Origin of the sequence: Ruicaihuangia caeni (genome assembly GCF_040536845.1) — a bacterium.
GTDB classification, from domain to species: domain Bacteria; phylum Actinomycetota; class Actinomycetes; order Actinomycetales; family Microbacteriaceae; genus Ruicaihuangia; species Ruicaihuangia caeni.
In genome coordinates, this window is record NZ_CP159582.1 from 1,778,612 (window position 1) to 1,800,826 (window position 22,215).

Below are 22,215 nucleotides of genomic sequence, written 5' to 3' on the forward strand. Positions count from 1 at the left end.
TCGTCGCGTGGCGTGATTGCCGCAGACATGCGCTTGCCCTGCGGCTCACCTCCGAAGGGGCGAGCCGCAGGGTAAGCGGTCACGCGACGCTCAGGAGAGCGCGCGGAGGCGCGGTGCGAGGTCGCGGCGGAAGAGTTCGAGGAACCGCTTCTGGTCGTGACCGGGGTTGTGGAACACCAGGTGGTTCAGACCGGCGTCGATGTACTGCTTGATCTGCTCCACGGCCTCGTCGGGGTCGGAGGCGACGATCCACCGCTTGGCGACCTGCTCGATCGGCAGCGCGTCGGCGGCGGCCTCCATCTCGATCGGGTCCTCGATGGAGTGCTTCTGCTCGGCGGTCAGCGAGAGCGGTGCCCAGAAGCGGGTGTTCTCCAGCGCGGCATCCGCGTCGGTGTCGTACGAGATCTTGATCTCGATCATCCGGTCGAGGTCTTCGAGCTCGCGGCCCGACTTCGCGGCGCCCTCCGCGACGGCGGGCATGAGCTGCTCGGTGTAGAGCTCCATGCCCTTGCCCGACGTGCAGATGAAGCCGTCGCCGGCACGGCCGGCGTAGCGGGCGACCATCGGCCCGCCGGCAGCGATGTACACCGGGATGCCGCCCTCTGGCACGTCGTAGATCGAGGCGCCGTCGGTCTTGTAGTACTCGCCGTCGAAGCTGACCCGGTCGCCGACCCACAGCTCGCGCATCAGGTCGACGGCTTCACGGAGCCTCGCGAAGCGCTCCTTGAACTCGGGCCACTCGCCGGCGAAGCCGGTGGCGATCTCGTTCAGCGCCTCGCCGGTGCCGACTCCGAGCATCACCCGTCCCGGGTACAGGCACCCCATGGTCGCGAACGCCTGCGCGACGACGGCCGGGTTGTACCTGAACGTCGGCGTCATCACCGACGTGCCGATCATGACGCGCTTGGTGCGCTCACCCACCGCCGTCATCCACGAGATCGAGAACGGTGCGTGCCCGCCGTTGTGCCTCCAGGGCTGGAAATGGTCGCTCGCGGTCACGCTGTCGAGGCCGTACTCCTCGGCCATCACTCCGAGTTCGACGAGTTCGCGCGGTGCGAATTGCTCAGCGGATGCCTTGAGTCCCAGTTTCAGCACAGATCTCTCCTTGGTCGGCGGCGTTGCCGGTGGTGGGCGGAAGCGGCGGCAACGCCCGGCTACCAGTATCGCGCTTCGACGCCGCAATGGCGAGCATAGTGAACCGACGGATCGAACAGTGAACCGGCCCGGAGTTTCTGCCGCAAAGGCGACTCCCGCACAATCGGCTCGCGCTCGCGCCGCGTGGCCCCGGCGAAGTCAGGGGCGGTGGCGCGCCGAACGGAGGTCGATGCGAGGGCGCTCGCCCCGGCGCGTCAACGGGGTGCCCTCAGCGAGGTAGTGCTCAAGAGCCTCACCCTCGTGGCATGCCGGGGGCTCGCCCGATGCGCGAACCACGCGCCACCAGGGGAGTCCATCCCCGTGCCAGGCCATGATCTGTCCGACGCGACGTGCCGCGTTCGATCCAAGCGCAGCGGCGATGTCGCCGTAGCTCATCACCCGCCCCGCGGGGATCGCCGCAACGATCTCGAGCACGGCAGCCGTGAACGCGTCTCCCGTCGGCGCACCGCCGGCCGGAGAAGGGAGCCGATCAGCGCGACTCGCCGTTGTTCCGTTCGTCATCGCCGCGAAGCAGAGCGTCGAACGAGAACTCGGCTGCAGCAGGCACGGGCCTGGGCTGCGCCGCGGCATCCTGAGCGCTCTGCTGAGCGGCCGACACCGGGGGAGCGACATCCGCCTGCGGAGCGCTCGGCACCGACTCCACATCGGCGTCGAGCGTCATGACCTGCGTGGGTGCGTCACCCGGGGCCGAGGGCGCGGACGGCGCCGACGGCGCCGATTCGGGCGACGGAGGCGAGGCAGGGGAGTCGGGGGATGAGACGGATGCAGCGGCATCCGTCGCGATGTCCTCAGCGACCGCGTCGGCACCCGTGCCGGCCGCGAACGAGGCGTTCTGCGCTGCGGCCGCTGCCGAGACAGGCTGGACGGCCGGCGCGGCCAGGTCGATCGGGGCCGCGACGGCTTCGATCGTGTCGACCACAGTGGGTTCCGGGCTGGCGGCGCGAAGATCCACCGCGAAACCGAAGTCGGAGCTCGAGGGGATGATCGGCGTGCGCTCCGTCAGGTAGCGCTCGAGCGCACGGCCGGGGGCCTCGTCTCCGAAGAGCGGCGAACCGTCGTCGCCCGTGATGCGCCACCACGGCAGGCCTTCTTCGCGGTGCGCGTTGAGCACGTGGCGAATGGCGTCGGCGTCGGACTCAGCGAGGTCGGCGACCTTCGAGATCGCGAGCGCGCGACCAACCGGGATCGAGACGACGATCTCGACGACCCGGATCGTGAAACCCGTGGATTCGATCATTCGTCCAGCTTACTTATAGCTCGAGGGCCCCGATGTTCTCGCCGTATGCGGTTTCACCGATGACCTTGAAGCCGACGCTCTTGAAGAACTGCTCCGGTCCCTTGTCGCCAGGCTCCCAGATCACGGTGAGCCGCTTGAAGCCCCGCGAACGCGCCTCGTCGGCGAGCGCGAGCACGGCGAATCTGCCGACGCCGAGCCCCTGCTGGTCGGCCGCGACGTGGATGCGCCAGATGCAACTGCGGAAGTACTCCTGCTCGGCATCCGGGTCGAAATTGCCGCGGATGAACCCGACGACGTGGTCGTCGCCGTCGACCACCACGCGCGGCCAGGAGGTCACCGGGTTGATGTAGGCGTCTGCGATCGCGTACGAAGGCGGCGAGATGAACTGCTCCTGCCCCGGGCGCAGCGTGAGGCTGTTCGCCGCGACGATGTTCTTCGCCGACAGTTCTTCCAGTCGCAGCTCGGTCATGGCCACAGGGTAATGCTTCCGCCCATCTTCGCGGTGGATCTCTGTGGTCCTCGAGGTGAAGGAGCAGCCACGTCCCGAAAAAATATCTCGATATCGAGATACCCGACCGGGTCGCGTAACATGGTCGGCGGTCAAAGGAGAGGACTTGCCCGTGGAAAAGATCAAGGTCGAAGGCACCGTCGTCGAGCTCGACGGCGACGAGATGACGCGCATCATCTGGCAGAAGATCAAGGACTCGCTCATCCACCCGTATCTCGACCTCAACCTCGAGTACTACGACCTCGGCATCGAGCACCGTGACGCCACCGACGACCAGGTGACCATCGACGCCGCACACGCGATCCAGAAGCACGGCGTGGGCGTCAAGTGCGCCACCATCACCCCCGATGAGGCGCGGGTCGAGGAGTTCGGCCTCAAGAAGATGTGGAAGAGCCCGAACGGCACGATCCGCAACATCCTCGGCGGCGTGATCTTCCGCGAGCCGATCATCATTTCGAACATCCCGCGCCTGGTGCCGGGATGGAACAAGCCCATCATCATCGGGCGCCACGCCTTCGGCGACCAGTACCGCGCGACCGACTTCCGCTTCCAGGGCGAGGGCACGCTGACCGTCGAGTTCACTCCGAAGGATGGCTCGGAGCCGCAGAAGTTCGAGGTGTACCAGTCGCCCGGCGACGGCATCGCGCAGGTGCAGTACAACCTCGACGCGTCGATCCGCGACTTCGCTCGCGCGTCGCTCAACTACGGCCTCAGCCGCAAGTACCCGGTGTACCTGTCGACGAAGAACACGATCCTCAAGGCGTACGACGGCCGGTTCAAAGACATCTTCCAGGAGATCTACGACACCGAGTTCAAGGATCAGTTCGAGGCTGAGGGGCTCACCTACGAGCACCGACTCATCGACGACATGGTCGCGTCGGCCATGAAGTGGGAGGGCGGCTACGTCTGGGCCTGCAAGAACTACGACGGCGATGTGCAGTCCGACACGGTGGCGCAGGGCTTCGGCTCGCTCGGTCTCATGACCTCTGTGCTCAGCACTCCTGACGGCAAGGTCGTCGAGGCGGAGGCCGCGCACGGCACCGTCACCCGTCACTACCGCCAGCACCAGCAGGGCAAGCCCACCTCGACGAACCCGATCGCCTCGATCTTCGCCTGGACCCGTGGCCTGCAGCACCGCGGCAAGCTCGACGGCAACCAGGCCCTGATCGACTTCGCCCTGACCCTCGAAGACGTCGTCATCAAGACCGTCGAGTCGGGTGCGATGACGAAGGACCTCGCCCTGCTCGTCGGCCCCGAGCAGCAGTGGCAGACCACCGAGGAGTTCCTCGCGACCCTCGACGAGAACCTCAAGGCGCGACTCGCCTGAGCCGAGCGCGCACTGCCGAGAACGGCGCCCCCTCCTTCGCGAGGTGGGCGCCGTTCTTGTCTTGGGGCTGCGCTTTTAGCTCCAGCGCGCTGAGGCAAGCCTGCACTTGCTGGAACTCGGCGACGGGTGCGCGTAGAACTGAGTCATGCGGTGGCTCGGGCAGGCAGTGCGTCACTACCCCGTAGTGGCGATCACCCTCGCCATCGGCGCGGTGTCGCTCGTGCTGACGCAGACGGATGCTGCCGCCGCTGTGCCCTGGATCGTCAGCATCTACACCCTCGCCATTGCCGCCCGCGAGGGCTGGAGCATGGTCCGCTCGCTGCTCTCGGGCCAGATCGGGCTCGACCTCTTGGCCGTGACCGCGATCATCGCGACCGTGGCCGTGGGCGAGTACTGGGCGAGCCTCGTCATCGTTTTGATGCTCTCGGGCGGCGAGGCGCTCGAAGACTACGCCGCTGGCAGGGCGAAGCGAGAGCTCAACGCCCTGCTCGAGCGAGTGCCGCAGCAGGCGCATCTGATCGTCGACGGAGACGAGACGCGCGTTCGCGACATCCTCGTCGGCGATGTCGAACCCGACGACGAGTTGCTGATCCGGCCCTCCGAGATCGTTCCGGTCGACTGCGAGTTGGTCAGCGCCGAGGCGACCGTCGATGAGTCGTCGCTGACGGGGGAGAGCCTGCCGGTGGAGCGACGCCAGGGCGAACTGCTGCTGAGCGGCTCGGTCAACGGTTCTTCGGCGATTCGAGTGCGCGCCGCCGCCTCTGCGGCCGACAGCCAGTACCAGCGGATCATCGACCTGGTGCGCGAGGCATCCGAGAGCAAGGCTCCGATCGTGCGGCTCGCCGACCGGTACGCGCTCCCGTTCACGCTGGTCGCGTACGCGATCGCCGGTGTCGCCTGGCTGGTCTCGGGCGACCCGGTGCGATTCGCCGAAGTGCTCGTCGTCGCGACTCCGTGCCCACTCCTCATCGCCGCACCGGTGGCGTTCATGGCGGGGATGAGCCGCTCGGCGAAGGCGGGCGTCGTCGTCAAGAACGCGGGCACGTTGGAGCGACTCGCCAGGGCTCGAACCGTCGCATTCGATAAGACCGGGACCCTCACTCACGGGCGGCCCGAAGTGGTCTCGATCCGGCCGGCGCCCGGCACAGGGCTCGGTGACGCGGAGCTCCTCCGGCTTGTCGCCTCGGCCGAACAGTACTCGTCGCACGTGCTCGCCGAGTCGCTCATGCGCGCGGCGAACGAGCGCGGTCTCACCCTGATCGCGGCGGAGTCCGCGAGCGAGGTCGCGACCAACGGCGTGGCCGCCGTGCTCGACGGTCGTCGAGTGGTGATCGGAAAGCCGCGGTTCGTGGCCGAGAACACCGGCGGGTTTGACCGGGTCGAACTCGGCGCCGGTGAACTCGCCGTCTACGTCGGCGTCGATGGCCGCTACGCGGGCGCGGTCGTGCTGCGCGACCGCCTCCGCGACGAGGCGCACGACACGCTCGATGTGCTCAGCCGGTTCGGCGTGACCGAAACGCTCATGCTGACCGGCGACACCGAGGCGACCGCCAAGCAGATCGCCGCCCAGATCGGCATCACCGAGGTAGCAGCCGACCTGCTGCCCGAGGACAAGGTGCGCATTGTCAGGGAGGCGACACCGAAACCCGTGGTCATGGTCGGCGACGGGGTGAACGACGCACCCGTGCTCGCCGTCTCGGATGTCGGAATCGCCATGGGTGCCCGCGGCTCGACGGCGGCGAGCGAATCGGCAGACGTGGTCGTGCTCATCGACGACCTCAGCCGTGTTGCGACCGCCGTGGCCATCGGGCACCGCACGGTAGCGATCGCGCTGCAGAGCATCTGGATCGGGATCGCATTGAGCGTCGTGCTGATGGTCGTGGCAGCCTTCGGGCTGCTGCCCGCGATCGTCGGCGCCACGCTGCAAGAGGTCATCGACCTGGTGACCATCGTCGCCGCTCTTCGGGCCCTCGCTCCGGGTCGCGATCGCCGGCTCGAGGGTTTGCGCCACGGCGCGGCGCCGGAGAGGACGCGAGACCAGGTCAGGCAGGGCATCGACCGGGCACTCGAGCGCTAGCGGGATGCGCCGCGCACGTGGCGCGCGAGCTTCTCAAGCTCGACGATGATCAGCACAGTCGATGCGACCGCTCCAGCACCGAGCCATTCGGCCCACGACAGCTGAGTGAGCCCGAGCAGCTCTGCTGAGACGGGCCAGCTCATCACTGCCCAGAGCAGCACGACGGCCCCCACCGCCGTTGCGAGCAGCACCTTGTTGCGGAAGGGGCTGAGCGCGAACAACGACTTGTATTCCGCGCGGGCGCTGCCGACTTGAAAGAAGTTGAAGAGCACGAACGTCACCATCGCGAGGCTTCGAGCTCGCTGGTCGTCGTAGCCCTGGTGCAGTGCCCACCCGTACACGAGCACGACGAAGGCGCCCATCCACACTCCCGTGACGAAGGTGCGGATCCACAGCGTTCGCGAGAGCACGCCCTCGGTTCGCGAACGGGGTGGCCGATGCAACTCGCGGCCCTCCGCGGGTTCGAGCGCGAGCGCGATGTCCTGGATGCCGCAGGTGACGAGATTGATCCAGAGGATCTGCACCGGCAGGAAGATCAGCGGTTGATCGAGGATCAAGTTGATGGAGAGCGCGATGACACCGGCCACGGCGTTCGACAGCAGGAAGAACGTGGCCTTTCGGATCGCTGCGAACGTGACCCGACCCTGCTCGATGGCGTGCACGATCGTGGTGAAGTTGTCGTCGGTGAGCACGAGATCGGATGCCTCCCGGGCCACGTCGGTGCCCGACCGCCCCATGGAGACCCCGATCGCCGCGGCCCTGAGGGCGGGCGCATCGTTCACGCCGTCGCCGGTCACGGCCACGGTGTCCGGGCCGTCCTCGAGGACGCGCACGATGCGCAGTTTGTCTTGCGGCGAGACGCGCGCTGCGACATTGGTCTTCGTCAAGCGAGCAGCGAGTTCGTCATCGCTGAGCATGGCGATCTCGGCGCCGGTGAGGGGCGGGCTGGATGTCTCGATGCCCAGGCGCCGGGCGATGGCCTCTGCCGTGATCGGATGATCCCCGGTGATCATCTTCACAGCGACGCCCGCACGACGGCAGTCGGCGATGGCGGCTGCGACATCCGGCCGAGGAGGGTCGGCCATGCCCTCCATGCCGAGCAAGGTCAGCCCGGCAGGGTCGGCGAGCGCGGCCGTCGCGTCCTCATGAGGCTCCAGAACCCGGAACCCCACCGCAATGACGCGCAACCCCTCCTGCGCCATCGTCTCGTTCGCCTCGAGCACCCTGCCGGGCGAGTACCCCTCTTCCTCGCCCCAGAGCGATGTGCTCATCGCTGCCAGGGTCTCAGGCGACCCCTTGACGTAGAGCACGGATCGGCCGTCGGCTCGTCGTCGCACCGTCTGGGAGTAGCGCAATTGCGGTTCGTATGGAGTGTGAGCGACAGGATCGGCCGCGCGCTCGGTCTCATGAACGGCGCCCGTGGCGAGCGCCGCCTCCGCCATGGCCACGTCGACAGCATCCCCGTGGAGCGTTCCGTCGTGACCGCGCTGGGCTTCGTTCGTGAGCGCGCCGCCACGCAGAGTCTGCAGCGCGAGGTCGCTGAGCGGCCCCGTGGGCGACTCGAAGCCGTGCGCGGTCCAGAGCTGCTCCACCGTCAATCGATTCTCGGTGAGCGTGCCAGTCTTGTCAGACGCGATGACCGTGGTCGACCCCAGCGTCTCGACCGAGGGAAGAGTGCGCACGATGGCCCCGCGTCTCGCCATCCGGGAGACCCCGACGCTCATCGCGACCGTGAGGATGATGGGCAGCGACTCCGGAATCGTCGCGACGGCCAGCGCCACCGCAGTGCGGAACATCTCGTCGACGGCGTATCCGCTCAACAACCCGACGCCGAACACGAAGACGATCGTGGCGAGCACGATCAGTCCGATACGGCGCTCCAGTGCATGAGTGAGCTTCTGCAGGGGCGTCTTGCTCGCGCGGCCGACGACGAGGCCGCTGATCGCGCCCAATTGCGTCTCGGCGCCAGTCGCCACCACGATCCCGGTGCCGCGGCCCGAGGTGACGAACGTCCCGCTGAACGCCAGGCTGAGGCGGTCGCCCGTCGCCGCATCGGCGGCTACCGGGTCGGCCCCTTTGACGGCTGCGATGGACTCACCGGTGAGCATCGATTCATCGATGCTCAGGCCGTTGACCCCGATCAGTCTGAGATCGGCGGGCACCTGAGCGCCGCTCTCGAGCTTCACGAGGTCCCCAGGCACGAGCGCCGCCGACTCGATGACGTGCTCGACCCCATCGCGGAGCACCAGCGCATTGGTGCTCGCCAGCGATTGAAGAGCGCGTACGTCGTGCTCCGCCTTCCGCTCCTGCGCGAAGCCGAGCGCGGCATTCAGGGCGAGCACCATCCCGATCGCCGCGGTATCGACCCAGTGCTGCTGAGCGGCGGTGATGGCTGCGGCGATCGCCAGGATGGCGATGAGAGGGCTGACGAACTGTCGAGCCAGCACGCGCCACCATGGGGTCGGCGGGGCGACCGGCAGCGCGTTCGCCCCGTAGTCGCTGAGTCGTTCTTCGGCCTCCACCGCTGTCAAACCGCTATCGGGCGTGCGCAGCAGTTCCCGCACGCGCTCGGCGTCGAGCGCATGCCATTCGGGCCGTTGCGAAGTGAGCGGTTGCGGCACCGGAGACCAACCTCCACAGCGTCTGGGGAGCGCTTGCTACGAGAGTAGAGAGATCAGTGTGAGCGCGCTCGGAATCCGAGCCTTGCGCTCGGTTCCGCAGTAGTGTTATTGGGCCGCACGGCCGCGCGGCCTCCAATGCGCGGTCCCCGCACACCCCATCACCAGCGCTGCGCTCTCGCGCTCACTCTCGAGGAACACTCTTGGCACTGCTCTCGTTGACCTTGCGTGCCGCGCGCCCGTACGCCGCGTGGATCGCAGCGGTCGTGGTCCTTCAACTCATCGCGACGATCGCCGCGCTCTATCTGCCCAGCTTGAACGCTCAGATCATCGACAAGGGCATCGCTTCCGGCGACCTCGAGTTCATCTGGAACACGGGGATGCTGATGCTCACCGTGTGTCTCGTGCAGGCCGCCGCAGCGATCACCGCCATCTACTTCGGCGCTCGCACGGCCATGGCTGTCGGGCGCGACCTTCGCCGTTGGGTGTACCGAAAGGTCGATTCCCTCAGCGCGCTCGAAGTGAACCGGTTCGGCGCCGCAACGCTGATCACCCGTGGCACGAATGATGTGCAACAGGTGCAGATGCTGGTGCTGATGACGCTCAACTTCATGGTGTCGACCCCGATCATGTGCATCGGCGGCATCATCATGGCGCTGCGCGAAGACCTCGGCCTGTCGTGGCTCGTGTGGGTGTCGGTGCCGACGCTCGCCCTCGTGGTCGGCGTGCTCGTCTACTTCTTGATGCCGCTGTTCCGGCTCATGCAAGACCGCATCGACGGCATCAACGGCGTGCTGCGCGAGCAGATCACCGGCATCCGCGTCGTGCGGGCGTTCGTGCGAGAGCCGTTCGAGTCGGATCGCTACCGCCGTGCGAACAAGGCGATCACCGATGTGTCGGTGAAAGTCGGCAACCTGTTCGTGCTGATGTTCCCGGCGATCATGATGATCCTGCACCTCGCCACCGCAGCGGTGCTGTGGTTCGGCGGCGAGCGGGTGGATGCCGGCGAGATGCAGGTTGGCGCCCTGACCGCGTTCCTGCAGTACCTGCTGCAGATCCTGATGGCGGTCATGATGGGCGTCTTCATGGTGATGATGATTCCGCGCGCCGTCGTCTGCGCCGAGCGGATCGACGAGGTGCTGCGTACCGAGACGCACCAGGTCGTTCCTGAGACGGAACGGGTGCCGAGCCCCACCGAGGGACGGGTCGAGTTCCGCAACGTCACCTTCGGCTACCCGGGCGCCGAACGCCCCGTGCTCGATGACGTCAGCTTCGTGGCGGAACCCGGCCGCACCACGGCCATCATCGGTTCGACCGGCGCGGGCAAGACCACGCTGGTCGCGCTCGTGCCCCGCCTCTACGATCCCCAGCAGGGCGAGGTGACCATCGGTGGCGTGCCCGTCGCCGAGCTCACCCGCAGGCAACTGGCCGACACGGTGGCCCTGGTGCCTCAGAAGCCGTATCTCTTCTCGGGCACGGTGGCGTCGAATCTGCGCGTGGGCGATGAGCACGCCTCGGATGACGACCTCTGGGAGGCGCTGCACGTGGCGCAGGCCGAGGACTTCGTGCGCGATATGCCGAAGGGGCTCGACTCGCCGATCGCCCAGGGCGGCTCGAACGTCTCCGGCGGCCAGCGCCAGCGGCTGTCGATCGCTCGTGCCCTGCTCGCGAAGCCCAAGGTCTACCTGTTCGACGACTCGTTCTCGGCCCTCGACGTGACCACCGACGCGCGTCTGCGTGAAGCGCTCGGTCGTGTGACCGGCGAGGCCGCACTGATCGTGGTGGCGCAGCGGGTCTCGACGATCGTCGATGCCGACCGAATCATCGTGCTCGACGGCGGCGTCATCGTCGGCTCAGGCACTCACGAGGAACTGCTCGCCGACAACCCGACGTACCAGGAGATTGTCGAGTCGCAGCTGAGCGCGGAGGTGGTGTGACATGGCCAGGCGCATGCGCAACGGCGGCCGTCGCTCAAGCGTGGGCGGCGAGACGGTGATCGACGAGACCGAGAAGGATGCGGCATCCGACGGTGCCGGTGAGGAGTTCGCGGAGGAGTTCGTGCCGACCGAGGCCGACGGCGACATGTTCGGCGGCACTCCGCCGAAGAAGCCGAAGCACTTCTGGCCCTCGGCGAAGCGTCTGTTCGGCCTGCTGCGCGCCGAGCGCGCGGCGATGCTGGTCGTGGTCGCGCTGGTCGCGATCTCCGTGGTGCTCACGGTCATCGCGCCGAAGATCCTCGGCATGGCGATGGACACCATCTTCAACGGCATCATCGGAGCTCAACTGCCCGCCGGCCTGACTCTCGACCAGGTCATCGAGCAGGCGCGCGCGAACGGCAACGGCCAGTTCGCCGACATGCTGCAGGGCACATCGGTCGTGCCCGGCGAGGGCATCGATTTCGCGGTACTCGGCCGGCTCATCATCGTCGTGCTCGGCATGTACACGGTCGCGTCGGTGCTCATGTGGTTGCAGGGCTACCTGCTCAACGGACTCGTGATGCGCGCCGTCTACGGCTTGCGGCAGGACATCGAGGAGAAGCTGAACCGGCTGCCGCTGAGCTACTTCGACACCCGACAGCGCGGCGACCTCATGTCGCGCGTGACGAATGACGTCGACAACATCCAGGCCGCGCTGCAGCAGGCGTTCTCGCAGCTCGTGCAATCGGTGCTCATGGTCGTCGGCATCGCCGCGATGATGTTCATCGTCTCGTGGCAATTGGCGCTGATCGCGCTGATCGCCCTACCGCTCTCCGGCATCATCGCCGGTGTGATCGGGGTGCGCTCGCAGAAGCTGTTCACCGCGCAATGGAAGAACACGGGAGCGCTCAACGGTCATATCGAGGAATCGTTCTCCGGGCAGGACATCGTTCGCGCCTTCGGCCGTGACCGCGAGATGCTCGAGGAGTTCGACCGCCGCAACGAGTCGCTCTTCAAGGCGTCGTTCGGGGCCCAGTTCGTGTCGGGCATGATCATGCCGTCGATGACCTTCGTCTCCTACCTGTCGTATGTGCTGATCGCCGTGGTCGGCGGGCTGCGGGTGGCCTCGGGGCAGATGACGCTCGGCGACGCGACCGCGTTCATCCAGTACTCGCGCGAGTTCTCGCAGCCGATCGGTCAGATGGCGGGCATGGCGAACATGCTGCAGTCGGGTGTCGCCTCGGCCGAGCGCACCTTCGAGCTGCTGGATGCCGATGAGCAGCAGCCCGAGACCGCCACCGCGACGCTGCCCGCCCGCACCGACGGCCGCGTCGAGTTCCAGCACGTGACGTTCTCGTACGACCCCGAGCATCCGCTCATCGAAGACCTCTCGTTCTCGGCGGAGCCGGGGCACACCATCGCGATCGTCGGGCCGACCGGGGCCGGCAAGACGACCCTGGTCAACCTCGTCATGCGCTTCTACGAGCTCACCGGCGGGCGGATCCTGCTCGACGGCGTCGACATCACCGACCTCTCGCGGCATGACCTGCGCTCGCGCATCGGCATGGTGCTGCAGGACGCCTGGCTCTTCGGCGGCACGATCCGCGAGAACATCCGCTACGGCCGCCTCGACGCGACCGATGAGGAAGTCGTCGAAGCGGCAGAGGCCACCATGGTCGACCGCTTCGTGCGGCAGCTGCCCGAGGGGTACGACACGATCATCGACGCCGAGGGAGGCAGCGTGTCGGCCGGCGAGCGCCAGCTCATCACGATCGCGCGCGCATTCCTCGCGAATCCGTCGCTGCTGATCCTCGACGAGGCCACCTCCTCGGTCGACACCCGTACGGAACTGCTCGTGCAGCACGCCATGGCCGCGCTGCGCACCGATCGCACCTCGTTCGTGATCGCCCACCGCTTGTCGACGATCCGCGACGCCGACACGATCCTGGTGATGCAGCAGGGTCGCATCGTCGAGCAGGGTGACCACGAGACGCTGCTGGAGCGCCGCGGTGCGTACTACGACCTCTACATGTCGCAGTTCCGCGGCGGTGAAGAAGCCGACACGGGCGCGGGCGCGCCCACCGGCGCCGTGCCGACGCTGACGGGGACCACCTCGCAGACCTGAGCGAGGGCGGATGCCGGGGGCTCGGCCTCCGGCATCCGCCGCTCACAGCTCGGCCGTGGCGCGCCAGTCGTAGACGCGCTACTTGAAGATGATGGTGCGGTGGCGGTCGAGCAGCACGCGGTGCTCGGCGAACCAGCGCACCGCCTGCGTCAGCGTGCGGCTCTCTTCGTCCTGCCCGATCGAGATGAGTTCGGCGGGACTCTGCGAGTGGTCGACCCTCACGACGTTCTGCTCGATGATCGGGCCCTCGTCGAGGTCGCTGGTCACGAAGTGGGCGGTCGCGCCGATGAGCTTCACGCCGCGGGCGTGGGCCTGCCGGTACGGGTTCGCGCCCTTGAAGCCGGGCAGGAACGAGTGGTGGATGTTGATGGCGCGGCCCTCGAGCGCATCGCACAGCTCCGGGGAGAGGATCTGCATGTAGCGGGCCAGCACGACGAGCTCGATGTCGTGCTGGTCGGCGACCTCGAGGATGCGTCGCTCGAACGCGGCCTTCTGTGAGGCATCGGTCACTGGCGCCGATTCGAACGGCACTCCGTAGAACGCCGCGAGCTCGCCGAGGTCTGGATGGTTGCTCATGACGAGCGGGATTTCGACCGGCAGTTGGCCGGCACGCTGTCGGAAGAGCAGGTCGTTGAGGCAGTGCCCCGCCTTGGAGACCAGCACGAGCGTGCGGAGTGGACGCCCGACGACGTCGAGTGCCCAAGTCATGTCGTAGCGCTCCGTCACCGGCCGAAGCGCCTGTTCGAAGTGCTCGCGGTCGGTCGAAGACTCCACCTGCAAGCGCATGAAGAAGCGCCCGGTGTCTTCACTGGAGAACTGCTGCGACTCCGTGATGTTGCCCTCGGCCTGCACGATGGCCCCGCTGATGGCGTGGACGATTCCCGGCTGGTCGTCGCAGACGAGAGTGAGGATCCAGTGATTGGGCCAAGGCGCTGCGGCGGCGGCCGCGTGAGGGGCAGTCGAGGTCACCCCTCAAGGGTATTGGCTCGAAGGGGCGGCCGAGGCCTCGATGGTGAATCATTGCCCTGCTAGGGTTTCTGCTGGTACAAAAAATACCTAGGGTCTTCGGCAACGGTCACGGAAGTCGCTTCCGGCAACGTTCCAACAGCGGGGTCCAGTCACAGTTCGAGGGGGAACTTCATGGCCACGATTCTCAATGTCGGCGAAAGCATCGCGCAGTCGCCGCCCACTGCGCTTCCCGCGTGGACGAACGCGCTCATCGGGCATCTCAACACCGGCACCGTCATCCACAGCGGGGGCGGGGAGCTCGATGGAGCCTGGCACTCGCAGGACAGCGACGAACTGCTCGTGGTGATCGAGGGCGCCTGCACTGTCGACACGGTCGACGGCCCCACCACGCTCCGCAGCGGCGATGTGGCGCTCATCAGCGCAGGGGAGGCGCACCGGGTGAGCACGCAGGCGGGAACCAGGCTCGTGGCGGTCGAAGCGGCATCCGCTCGTCGTACACCGCTCAGCGACCCCACCTTCGTATGACGCCGCGCCTCGTCGCGCTCCTGCCCGTCTTCAACGACGCTCGCTACCTCGCCGGTTGGTTCGACCGCGTCGGCTCGCAGGTCGACGCCGTGGTGGCGCTCGACGACGGCAGCACCGACGCCTCACGAGAGCTGCTGCGGGCAGCGCCGTGCGTCACGCGCTTGCTCACCGTCGGCCCGGCCGAGAAGCTCGGCTGGAACGAGCCCCTCAATCGCGAGCGCCTGGTGCGAGCGGGCCAGGAGCTCGAGGGCGAGTGGTTCATCGCCTTCGACGCCGACGAGCGGCCTGAACGACGACTCTGGGAGCGGATGCCGCAACTGCTCGCCGACGCCGACCGGGACGGCATCGACGTGCTCGACTTCGCCCTGCGCGAGGTGTGGGATGAGCCCGATCATTACCGCAGCGACGGACTCTGGGGTCTCAAGCGCAAGGCGGCCGTGTTCCGGAATCTCGGCGACGACCACGAGTTCGACCCCGCGCAGTGGCACGGCGAGTGGTATCCGATGCAGTGCCACGGCACCGACCGCATCCAGAAGGTCGACTTCGACCTCTACCACCTGAAGATGCTGCATGCCGATGACCGCCGCGCACGCATGGAGCGCTACCAGACCGTCGACCCGGATGCCGAGTACCAATCCGTCGGCTACGACTACCTCTGCGACGAGTCGGGCCTGCAATTGACGAAGATCACCCGTGAACGCGCCTACTGAGTCGCACGAACCGGAGCCGGTGTCCCGCGACGCGCAGGAGCGGGCTGTGCCGGGTTCGCCGACCTCCGATCTCGTGCCGTCACGAGACATCAAGGGCCCGGCGGTCGGCGACCATGGGCATCGGGCCAGCTTCGCGGCCCTCTTCGCCGGCATGGCGATCGCGGTACCCGGCAGCGCTCATCTGATGCTCGTATGGGGAACGTCTGCGCCGCTCGCGGGCACGGCCCTCGCCGCATCGACGCTCGCGGGAGTCGCGGGTGCGCCCCTATGGGGCCGCATGGACGATCGGGCCCCCGGGCTGGGGATGCGCGTCGCGGGATTCCTCGCCGCGGGCGCTTGCGCCGCGCTGGCCGTCATCGCAACGGCACCCGCCGCGACCGCATCGAGTCCCGTGGAACACGTGGTTCCGCTGCTCTTCGCGAGCGTCCTGGTCGTCTTCGGCTTCTCGGCCGGTGGAGTGGAGCCCTTGCTGTCGGCGCGGCTCCAGCGGGCTCGACGTCTCGCGGGTTACTCCGGCATCCGAGCCTTCGGTTCGATCGGCTGGATCGCCGGCCTCGCCATGGCGACGATCGCCTTCGGCATGACGGCGCCCGCGGCAGCGTTCGCCGTAGCCGCCGCCTGCTTCGCCGCGCTCGCGCTCTCCGGCACCGCCGCCACCACAGCTGCGCGCCGCGCAACAGTGCCGCCCGGCGGGCGCATCGTGATGTTCGTCATCATCGGGTTGCCTGTGCCGGTCTCGGCGTTCGTGCTGACGCTGTTCTCGTCGACGGCCGCCGCTGAGCTCGGGCTCGTGCTGCCATCGATGCCGTTCGTCACCTTGATGGCGCTCGCCGTCTTCGAGGTGCCCGCCTTCCTCATCGTTCACGCGCTGCGCAGTCGGCTCATGCCGATCGGTGCGTATGCGGCGTCACTCACGGCCCTCGTCGCCGCCTGGATGCTGATCATCGTCTCCTCCGAGCCGCTGATGCGCGGCGCAGGCATCGCCGTCTACGCCCTCGCCGTCGCGTTCTGGGCGAGCGCGCAAGTGACCATGGTCGCCTCGCTCTCGTCAGAGGCGGTGGCGGCGCTCCGCCAGGCGACGGCGGCATCGCTCGCCAAAGCCTTGAGCGCAACGCTCGGCGGGCCCGTCATCGGGGCGCTCATCGATGCGGCCGGTGCCGGCGCTGCGGCCTGGTCGCTCGGCTGCGCCGGTCTCGTCTCGCTCGCCGCGCTCGCGGTCGTAGCCGCGACCGGCTCCGACGGCCGACTCGCGACCCACGTGCAGCGCAACGCGACCCAAGACCTCAATCGAACGACCACTGACCGACCAGTCACAGATGAGAAAGGTGCACGATGACCACCGTGCTCGACGATGTCCACGCGCTCGACGGAATCTCACGACGGCTCGCAGATCGCGACCGCCGTTTCGTCGCGAGACCGACCACCCGCATCCCTCTTGCCGTGCGAAGCGGAGAGGGCGCGCACCTGATCGATGAGGACGGCCGGCGTGTGCTCGACCTGACCTCTGGCTGGAACGTCGCGAATGCGGGCTGGAATCACCCCCGCATCGTCGCCGCGGTCGTGGAACAGGCGAAGGAGCTGGCGTTCGCGCCGCCGTGGTGCACGCACGACGGCCGCTCGCGCGTCGCCGAACGCCTCAGCGGCATGCTCGCGACCGCGTCCGGCATCGGCGGCGAGTTCAAGGCCCTGAGCGGCGCGACCGGCAGCGAGGCCGTCGAAGCGGCGCTCAAGGTCGCTCGTCGCGCCACCGGCCGGCAGGCGACCGTCGGGTTCACCGAGGCCTATCACGGCGGCACGCTCGGCGCGCTGCAGGCGGGCGGTGTGCCCCAGGTGCAGGGGGTCGATGTGCCGACCTCCCAGTTCCACCGGCACGCGCCGATTCCCGACATGCTGCGCGCGAACGGCCGCGACTACGCTGCCCTGGTGCGCGAGACGCTGCTCAGCGGCCCGCCGCCCGCGGCGATCCTGCTCGAACCTGCCTTCACCAACCCCGGAGTGATCCACGGTGATCGCGAGTTCTACCAGGCCGTGCAAGCGGCGGCGCGCGAGGCTGGGGCGCTGCTGATCATCGACGAGGTCGGTACCGGCTTCGGCCGCATGGGCCACACCTTCGGGTTCGAGCACTGGGGGCTGCAACCGGACATCGTGGTCGTCGCCAAAGCGCTCACCTCAGGAGCCGTTCCCATGGCCGGAGCGCTCATGCGGAGCGAACTCGCCGACGCCGTGTCGGGCCCCGGGTTCTCGTCGACCTTCGGCTGGGTGCCGCTCGCCTGCGCCGCCGCCACTGCCTCGCTCGACGTGCTGGAGGACGAGCAGCTCGCAGAGCGAGCTCGTCGCCTCGGTGAGCTGGCGCTGGAGCGCCTGCGACCCCTCGTCGACGCGCACTCGAACGTTGCGGCCGTGCGCGGTATCGGGCTCGAACTCGGCATCGAGTTCACCGACGCGGCGGGCGATCCGCTGCCGCGGCCACCGATGGAGACTCTCACTCGCCGGCTGCTGCAGCGCGGCATCTTCGCCGAGCCGTCCGCGTACACCTCGACCCTGCTTCTCATGCCGCCGCTCGTGATCGACGAGGCCGAGTGGCTCGGCGCGCTCGACGCCATCGCCGAGCAGATCGGGGAGATGGCCGAGGCTGGTGAGTTCGCATGATCGCCGGGCGTATCGGCGTCGTAGGCCTCGGCGCGATGGGCGGCGGCGTCGCCCGCTTCCTGTTCGAGAGCGGGCGCGACACCACCGAGTACGACGCGCTCGAGTCGACGCGCGCGCGAGCTCGGGATGCCGGGCGTCCCGTTGCGGCATCCATCTCGGAGCTGTGCACCGCCGCCGACTGGGTGTTCCTGTTCCTGCCCGGACCCGCCGAAGTGCGCCAGGCCGTCGACGCGATCCTCGCCGCTGACGCTACTGTGCGCGGCGTCCTCGATTTCACGACGAGCGACCCGACCGTGAGCAGAAGCGTCGCCGCCGAGCTCGCGGCATCCGGAATCGACTACGCGGATGCCGGTGTGCTCGGCAACCCGCCCCTGGCACGCACCGGCTCGCTGCTCCTGCTGCTCGGCTGCCCCCGAGGCAGCGACCTTGCCGAGGTCGCCGAACTCGTGAGCAAGCGCTGCTTCTTCCTCGGTGAGACCGGCTCGGGACACGCGGCGAAGCTCGCGGCGAATGAATTGTTCACGGCACAGGTCGCAGCCATGGCCGAGGCGATGACGCTGCTGCACCGCCTCGGGGTCGACCAGGAGGTGTTCCTCGAGGCGCTCGGCGCGACCGGCGGCCGAGGCGTCGGGCTGGCCGATATCGGCCGCACCATGCTCCAGCCGCCCGAGGAGGCGGGCTTCGCCCTGCGTCTGGCGGCGAAGGACCTCGCGCTGCTGTCGGCGCTCAATGAGCAGGCCGAGGCGGGGCTGGCCGTAGCGCCCGCGCTCGCCGGGTTGTTCGCGCGCGCGGCGAAGCACGATCCGGATGCCGACTACACGGCCGTATACGGCGAGCTCGTGCGCTCTGCCGGCGCCGTGCCTGCCGAGGCGTGAGGCGACACGGTGTCGGGAGTCGCGATGCGTGAGCGTGCGGATGAGGGACAGGGACTGCTTCCCGTCTCTGCCGTGCACGAGGAGGAGATGCACGGGGGCGGGCTCGCGGAGGTGGCGGGGCTCGAGGCGATCGACGCGATCGTGTTCGACATGGACGGCGTGCTCGTCGACACCCCGTCGGTGCACCGTGGCGTGTGGCTCGACTTCGTGCGCGATGCGCCGTGGGATGAGCTGCGCGCCTTCGCGCCAGGGGCGACGGGGCGGCGCTCGCGAGATGTGCTGGGCGAAGTGCTGGGGCACCGTCTGCCCCCGGCCGAGATCGACGCGATCGTCGCCGGACTGCACGAGCGCTTCCTCGAGCGCAGCAGAGGCGCCGACCTCGTCTTCCCGCAATTGCGTCCAGTGCTCGACGACCTCTCCGCGGCGCTGCCGTTGGCGGTGGCGACGAGTGCGCCGCCGCATGTGGTCGATGCGCTGCTCGGCCCGCTCGCTCACACGTTCGCCGGCATCATCACGGGTGCGGACTGCACGCACGGCAAGCCTCACCCCGAGGTGTATCGGCGTGCGGTGTCACTGCTCAGGCATCCTGCCGACCGCGTGCTGGCGATCGAAGACACCGTTGTGGGCGTCACGGCGGCGGTCGCTGCCGGATGCCGGGTGTGGGCGGTCGACCATCAGGGCGCCGGCGGGTTCACCGAGGCCGGGGCCGAGGCGGTCGCCGGAAGCGCTGGGGAGCTCGCGGTGATGCTGCGAGCGATTCTCGATGCACCACGGCATGGAGGTTCCGGCCGCTGAGAGGCCCTTGGTGCTCAGGCGTCGAGCTTGCGGCTCTGCACCGCGCGGTAGGTGCGGTGCAGAGCCGAGAGCGACTCGTCGTACGCGCGCTGGGCGACGCCGATGAAGAGGCAGTCGACCACCATGAGTTGCGCGATGCGGCTGCCGAGCGCTCCCGAGCGGAACTGCGTCTCGCGAGCGGCTGTCGTCAGCAGGATGTCGGCCTCCTCGCCGAGCGTCGACCCGCCGAAGTTCGTGATGGCGATGGTGGTCGCGCCGGACTCCTTTGCGATGCGGAGTGCATTCACAGTGTCGATCGTGGTTCCCGAGTGCGAGATGGCGATGCAGACGGCCTTGTCATCCAGCAGTGAGGCCGCGGTCCACGCGGAGTGCGCATCGCGCCAGGCGAACGCCGCGAAGCCGATCCGGATGAGCTTCTGCTGCAGGTCGGCGGCCACGAACGCGCTCGCGCCCACGCCGACGATATCGATGCGCGAGGCGCCGGCCAACGCACTGATGGCGGTTTCGAGCGCTACGACATCGATCGCCTGCGCGGTGTCGCCGATTGAGAGCGTCTCGTTCATCGCCACTTTCGCGATGATGTCGGGCAGCGTGTCGGTGCGGTTGATGTCGCTGGACATCTCGGGCGGCGCATTGCGCTCGAGGGTCTCGCGAGTCGATTCACGCGTGAGGTCGATGCGCAGCTCGCGGTAGTGGTCGTACCCGAGCCTCTTCGTGAAGCGCACGACGGTCGTCGTCGACGTCGAGCACGCCTCCGCGAGATCGGTGATCGAGAGCGACGCGGCCTGCTCGGGATGCTCGAGAACGAACTCGGCGATACGCCGTTCGGATGGGCGCAGCGAGGGCACCGCAGCGCGGATCCGCACGAACAGGGTGCGGGAATCGGTCACGGTGCGAGCACCAGCCTTTCTCGGCGCATTCGCTGCTCGACCGGGTCGGGTACCGGGGCAGATGCGATCAGGCGACGAGTGTATTCCTCTTCGGGGGCGCGCAGGATCTCCTGCGTCGTTCCGAGCTCGACGAGTCGACCGCTGCGCATGACGGCGATGCGGTCCGCGAGCAGTTCCACCACCGCGAGGTCGTGCGTGATGAACAGGCACGAGAAGCGCAGTTCGCTCTGCAGCTCACGGATGAGGTCGAGCACCGAAGCCTGCACCGAGACATCGAGCGCGGAGGTCGGCTCATCGGCCACCAGGAGCTTCGGCTTGAGCGCGAGGGCTCGCGCGATGCCGATCCGCTGGCGCTGGCCGCCCGACAGCTCGTGCGGGTAGCGGTTGCGCCAAGCCGCGGGGATGCGCACGCGATCGAGCAGTTGCGCGACCCGTCGTTCCAGTTCGGCACCGCGAGCGGTGCGGTGCACCCGCATGGGTTCGGCGATACTGTCGCCGATCGAGCGCCGCGGGTCGAGCGAGGAGCCCGGATCCTGGAACACCATGGCGATATCGCGGCGCAGCGGCCGGAACTTCGCGGGCGAGAGCGCGGTCACATCCGTGCCGTGCAGCAGGATCCTGCCGGATGCCGCCGGCACCAGCCCGACGGCGCAATTGCCGAGCGTCGACTTGCCCGACCCCGACTCGCCGACGAGTCCCACCACTTCGCCGGCGGCGACCGTGAGCGACACGTCATCGATCGCTCGGAACGGTTCCTTGCCGCGTGACCCCGGATACTCGACCACGATGTTCTCGAGCACGAGCGCCGGCTCGGTCGCCGCATCGCGGGATTCGGCGCCGGCATCCGGAGAGGCGTCGCGCTCGTTCGTCTGCAGGGTCTGGCCCAGGTGGGGAACCGCCGCGAGCAGCGCCCGCGTGTACTCGTGCTGGGGCGCTTCGAACAGTCGGTGCACCTCGGCCTCTTCGACCACTTCGCCGTTGCGCATGACCACGACCCGATCGGCGAGGTCGGCGACGACCCCCATGTCGTGCGTGATGAGCAGGATCGCCATGTCGAGCCGCTCGCGCAGTGAGCGAAGGAGCTCGAGGATCTCGGCCTGCACGGTCACGTCGAGCGCGGTGGTCGGCTCATCGGCGATCAGCAGCTTCGGCTCGCACGAGATCGCCATGGCGATCATGGCGCGCTGGCGCTGTCCGCCTGAGAGCTGGTGGGGATAGTGGTCGACACGAGTCTCGGGGGAGGGGATGCCGACCATGCCGAGCAGCTCGATCGCCCGCTTGCGGGCCTCGGCCTTCGACAGCGGCCGGTGCAGTCTCAGCGTTTCGATGATCTGTGCGCCGACGGTGTGCACCGGGTTCAGCGCGGTCATCGGCTCCTGGAAGATCATCGCGATCTCCTCGCCGCGCAGCGAACGCAGCTCGCTCTCCTTGGAGCCCAGCAGGTCGCGTCCGCGCCACCGGATGCTGCCGTTCGCCCGCGCGTTGGAGGCCAGAAGGCCGAGCACCGAGAGCGAGGTCACCGATTTTCCCGAGCCCGATTCGCCGACGACGGCGACGACCTCACCCGGGTGGACCTCGAGCCCGACCTCGCGGATGGCCGATGCCGTCGAGCCGCCCATCGCGAACTCCACGCTCAGGTCGTCGATGGTCAGCAGCGGACCCGCGGCGCCGAGCGCTGTGCTCTTGGCGGTCGTGTCTTGCGTGGTCGACGTCATCGGCGGCCCTTATCTCTCTTCAGTCGCGTGAACGTGTCACTCGGGACGGTCACCCAAGGATAGGAAAAAGAATTACAAGAAAACAGTAGATCGGGAAAATTTTTTGCGCTAACGTGCCTTTCAG

At 68.1% G+C, this 22,215-nt stretch carries 18 protein-coding genes; 10 read left to right on the top strand and 8 right to left on the bottom strand.

Going from position 1 to position 22,215, the window contains the following annotated elements; genetic code table 11:
- Positions 1-90: 90 nt before the first annotated feature.
- From fgd to ABV606_RS08280, 4 genes are all read right to left on the bottom strand, one after another.
- A complete protein-coding gene (gene fgd / locus ABV606_RS08265) occupies positions 91-1,095 on the bottom strand; it encodes a glucose-6-phosphate dehydrogenase (coenzyme-F420) (protein WP_281488427.1) in 1,005 nt (334 codons plus the stop codon).
- A 198-nt stretch (positions 1,096-1,293) separates the two neighbouring features.
- Complete coding sequence (locus tag ABV606_RS08270) at positions 1,294-1,656, bottom strand: MGMT family protein (RefSeq protein ID WP_353987344.1); 363 nt, start codon at positions 1,654-1,656, stop codon at positions 1,294-1,296.
- Positions 1,625-2,392: a hypothetical protein gene (locus ABV606_RS08275; RefSeq protein WP_353987345.1), complete on the bottom strand. Its 768-nt coding sequence runs from the start codon at positions 2,390-2,392 to the stop codon at positions 1,625-1,627. The genes ABV606_RS08270 and ABV606_RS08275 overlap by 32 nt, the downstream gene beginning before the upstream one ends.
- A gap of 13 nt (positions 2,393-2,405) precedes the next feature.
- Positions 2,406-2,861 (bottom strand): GNAT family N-acetyltransferase, encoded by a 456-nt coding sequence (locus tag ABV606_RS08280; protein WP_281488437.1) that lies wholly within the window; start codon positions 2,859-2,861, stop codon positions 2,406-2,408.
- A gap of 151 nt (positions 2,862-3,012) precedes the next feature.
- Between ABV606_RS08280 and ABV606_RS08285 the strand changes: the two genes are divergently transcribed.
- Together ABV606_RS08285 and ABV606_RS08290 are read left to right on the top strand one after the other, a co-directional pair.
- Complete coding sequence (locus ABV606_RS08285) at positions 3,013-4,227, top strand: NADP-dependent isocitrate dehydrogenase (protein WP_353987346.1); 1,215 nt, start codon at positions 3,013-3,015, stop codon at positions 4,225-4,227.
- A 145-nt stretch (positions 4,228-4,372) separates the two neighbouring features.
- Complete coding sequence (locus tag ABV606_RS08290) at positions 4,373-6,304, top strand: heavy metal translocating P-type ATPase (RefSeq protein WP_353987347.1); 1,932 nt, start codon at positions 4,373-4,375, stop codon at positions 6,302-6,304.
- On the opposite strand, the gene ABV606_RS08295 is transcribed toward ABV606_RS08290, so the two are convergent.
- Positions 6,301-8,925 carry a cation-translocating P-type ATPase gene (locus tag ABV606_RS08295; protein ID WP_353987348.1) on the bottom strand — a complete coding sequence of 875 codons (2,625 nt, stop codon included), beginning with the start codon at positions 8,923-8,925 and terminating at the stop codon, positions 6,301-6,303. The genes ABV606_RS08290 and ABV606_RS08295 overlap by 4 nt on opposite strands.
- Before the next feature lie 200 nt (positions 8,926-9,125).
- Between ABV606_RS08295 and ABV606_RS08300 the strand changes: the two genes are divergently transcribed.
- Together ABV606_RS08300 and ABV606_RS08305 are read left to right on the top strand one after the other, a co-directional pair.
- Positions 9,126-10,859: an ABC transporter ATP-binding protein gene (locus tag ABV606_RS08300; RefSeq protein WP_353987349.1), complete on the top strand. Its 1,734-nt coding sequence runs from the start codon at positions 9,126-9,128 to the stop codon at positions 10,857-10,859.
- Positions 10,860-11,004: 145 nt separating this feature from the next.
- A complete protein-coding gene (locus ABV606_RS08305; RefSeq protein ID WP_353988800.1) occupies positions 11,005-12,963 on the top strand; it encodes an ABC transporter ATP-binding protein in 1,959 nt (652 codons plus the stop codon).
- Positions 12,964-13,041: 78 nt separating this feature from the next.
- Here ABV606_RS08305 and purU read toward each other — a convergent pair whose 3' ends face one another.
- Positions 13,042-13,932, bottom strand: coding sequence for a formyltetrahydrofolate deformylase (gene purU, locus ABV606_RS08310; RefSeq protein WP_435414881.1), 891 nt, complete (start codon positions 13,930-13,932; stop codon positions 13,042-13,044).
- 171 nt (positions 13,933-14,103) lie between these two features.
- Between purU and ABV606_RS08315 the strand changes: the two genes are divergently transcribed.
- From ABV606_RS08315 to ABV606_RS08340, 6 genes are read left to right on the top strand one after another with little or no spacing between them, the layout of a single operon-like run.
- Complete coding sequence (locus tag ABV606_RS08315) at positions 14,104-14,457, top strand: cupin domain-containing protein (protein ID WP_353987350.1); 354 nt, start codon at positions 14,104-14,106, stop codon at positions 14,455-14,457.
- Positions 14,454-15,167 carry a glycosyltransferase family A protein gene (locus ABV606_RS08320; protein ID WP_353987351.1) on the top strand — a complete coding sequence of 238 codons (714 nt, stop codon included), beginning with the start codon at positions 14,454-14,456 and terminating at the stop codon, positions 15,165-15,167. Before ABV606_RS08315 ends, ABV606_RS08320 begins: the two co-directional genes overlap by 4 nt.
- Positions 15,151-16,503 (top strand): hypothetical protein, encoded by a 1,353-nt coding sequence (locus ABV606_RS08325; RefSeq protein ID WP_353987352.1) that lies wholly within the window; start codon positions 15,151-15,153, stop codon positions 16,501-16,503. The genes ABV606_RS08320 and ABV606_RS08325 overlap by 17 nt, the downstream gene beginning before the upstream one ends.
- Positions 16,500-17,816, top strand: a complete 1,317-nt coding sequence (locus ABV606_RS08330; protein WP_353987353.1) for an aspartate aminotransferase family protein — start codon at positions 16,500-16,502, stop codon at positions 17,814-17,816. The genes ABV606_RS08325 and ABV606_RS08330 overlap by 4 nt, the downstream gene beginning before the upstream one ends.
- Complete coding sequence (locus ABV606_RS08335; protein WP_353987354.1) at positions 17,813-18,691, top strand: NAD(P)-dependent oxidoreductase; 879 nt, start codon at positions 17,813-17,815, stop codon at positions 18,689-18,691. The genes ABV606_RS08330 and ABV606_RS08335 overlap by 4 nt, the downstream gene beginning before the upstream one ends.
- 24 nt (positions 18,692-18,715) lie before the next feature.
- Positions 18,716-19,486, top strand: coding sequence for an HAD family hydrolase (locus tag ABV606_RS08340; RefSeq protein ID WP_353987355.1), 771 nt, complete (start codon positions 18,716-18,718; stop codon positions 19,484-19,486).
- Positions 19,487-19,500: 14 nt separating this feature from the next.
- Here ABV606_RS08340 and ABV606_RS08345 read toward each other — a convergent pair whose 3' ends face one another.
- Positions 19,501-20,376 (bottom strand): MurR/RpiR family transcriptional regulator, encoded by an 876-nt coding sequence (locus tag ABV606_RS08345; RefSeq protein WP_281488448.1) that lies wholly within the window; start codon positions 20,374-20,376, stop codon positions 19,501-19,503.
- Positions 20,373-22,091 carry an ABC transporter ATP-binding protein gene (locus ABV606_RS08350; protein ID WP_353987356.1) on the bottom strand — a complete coding sequence of 573 codons (1,719 nt, stop codon included), beginning with the start codon at positions 22,089-22,091 and terminating at the stop codon, positions 20,373-20,375. The genes ABV606_RS08345 and ABV606_RS08350 overlap by 4 nt, the downstream gene beginning before the upstream one ends.
- Positions 22,092-22,215 lie beyond the last annotated feature (124 nt).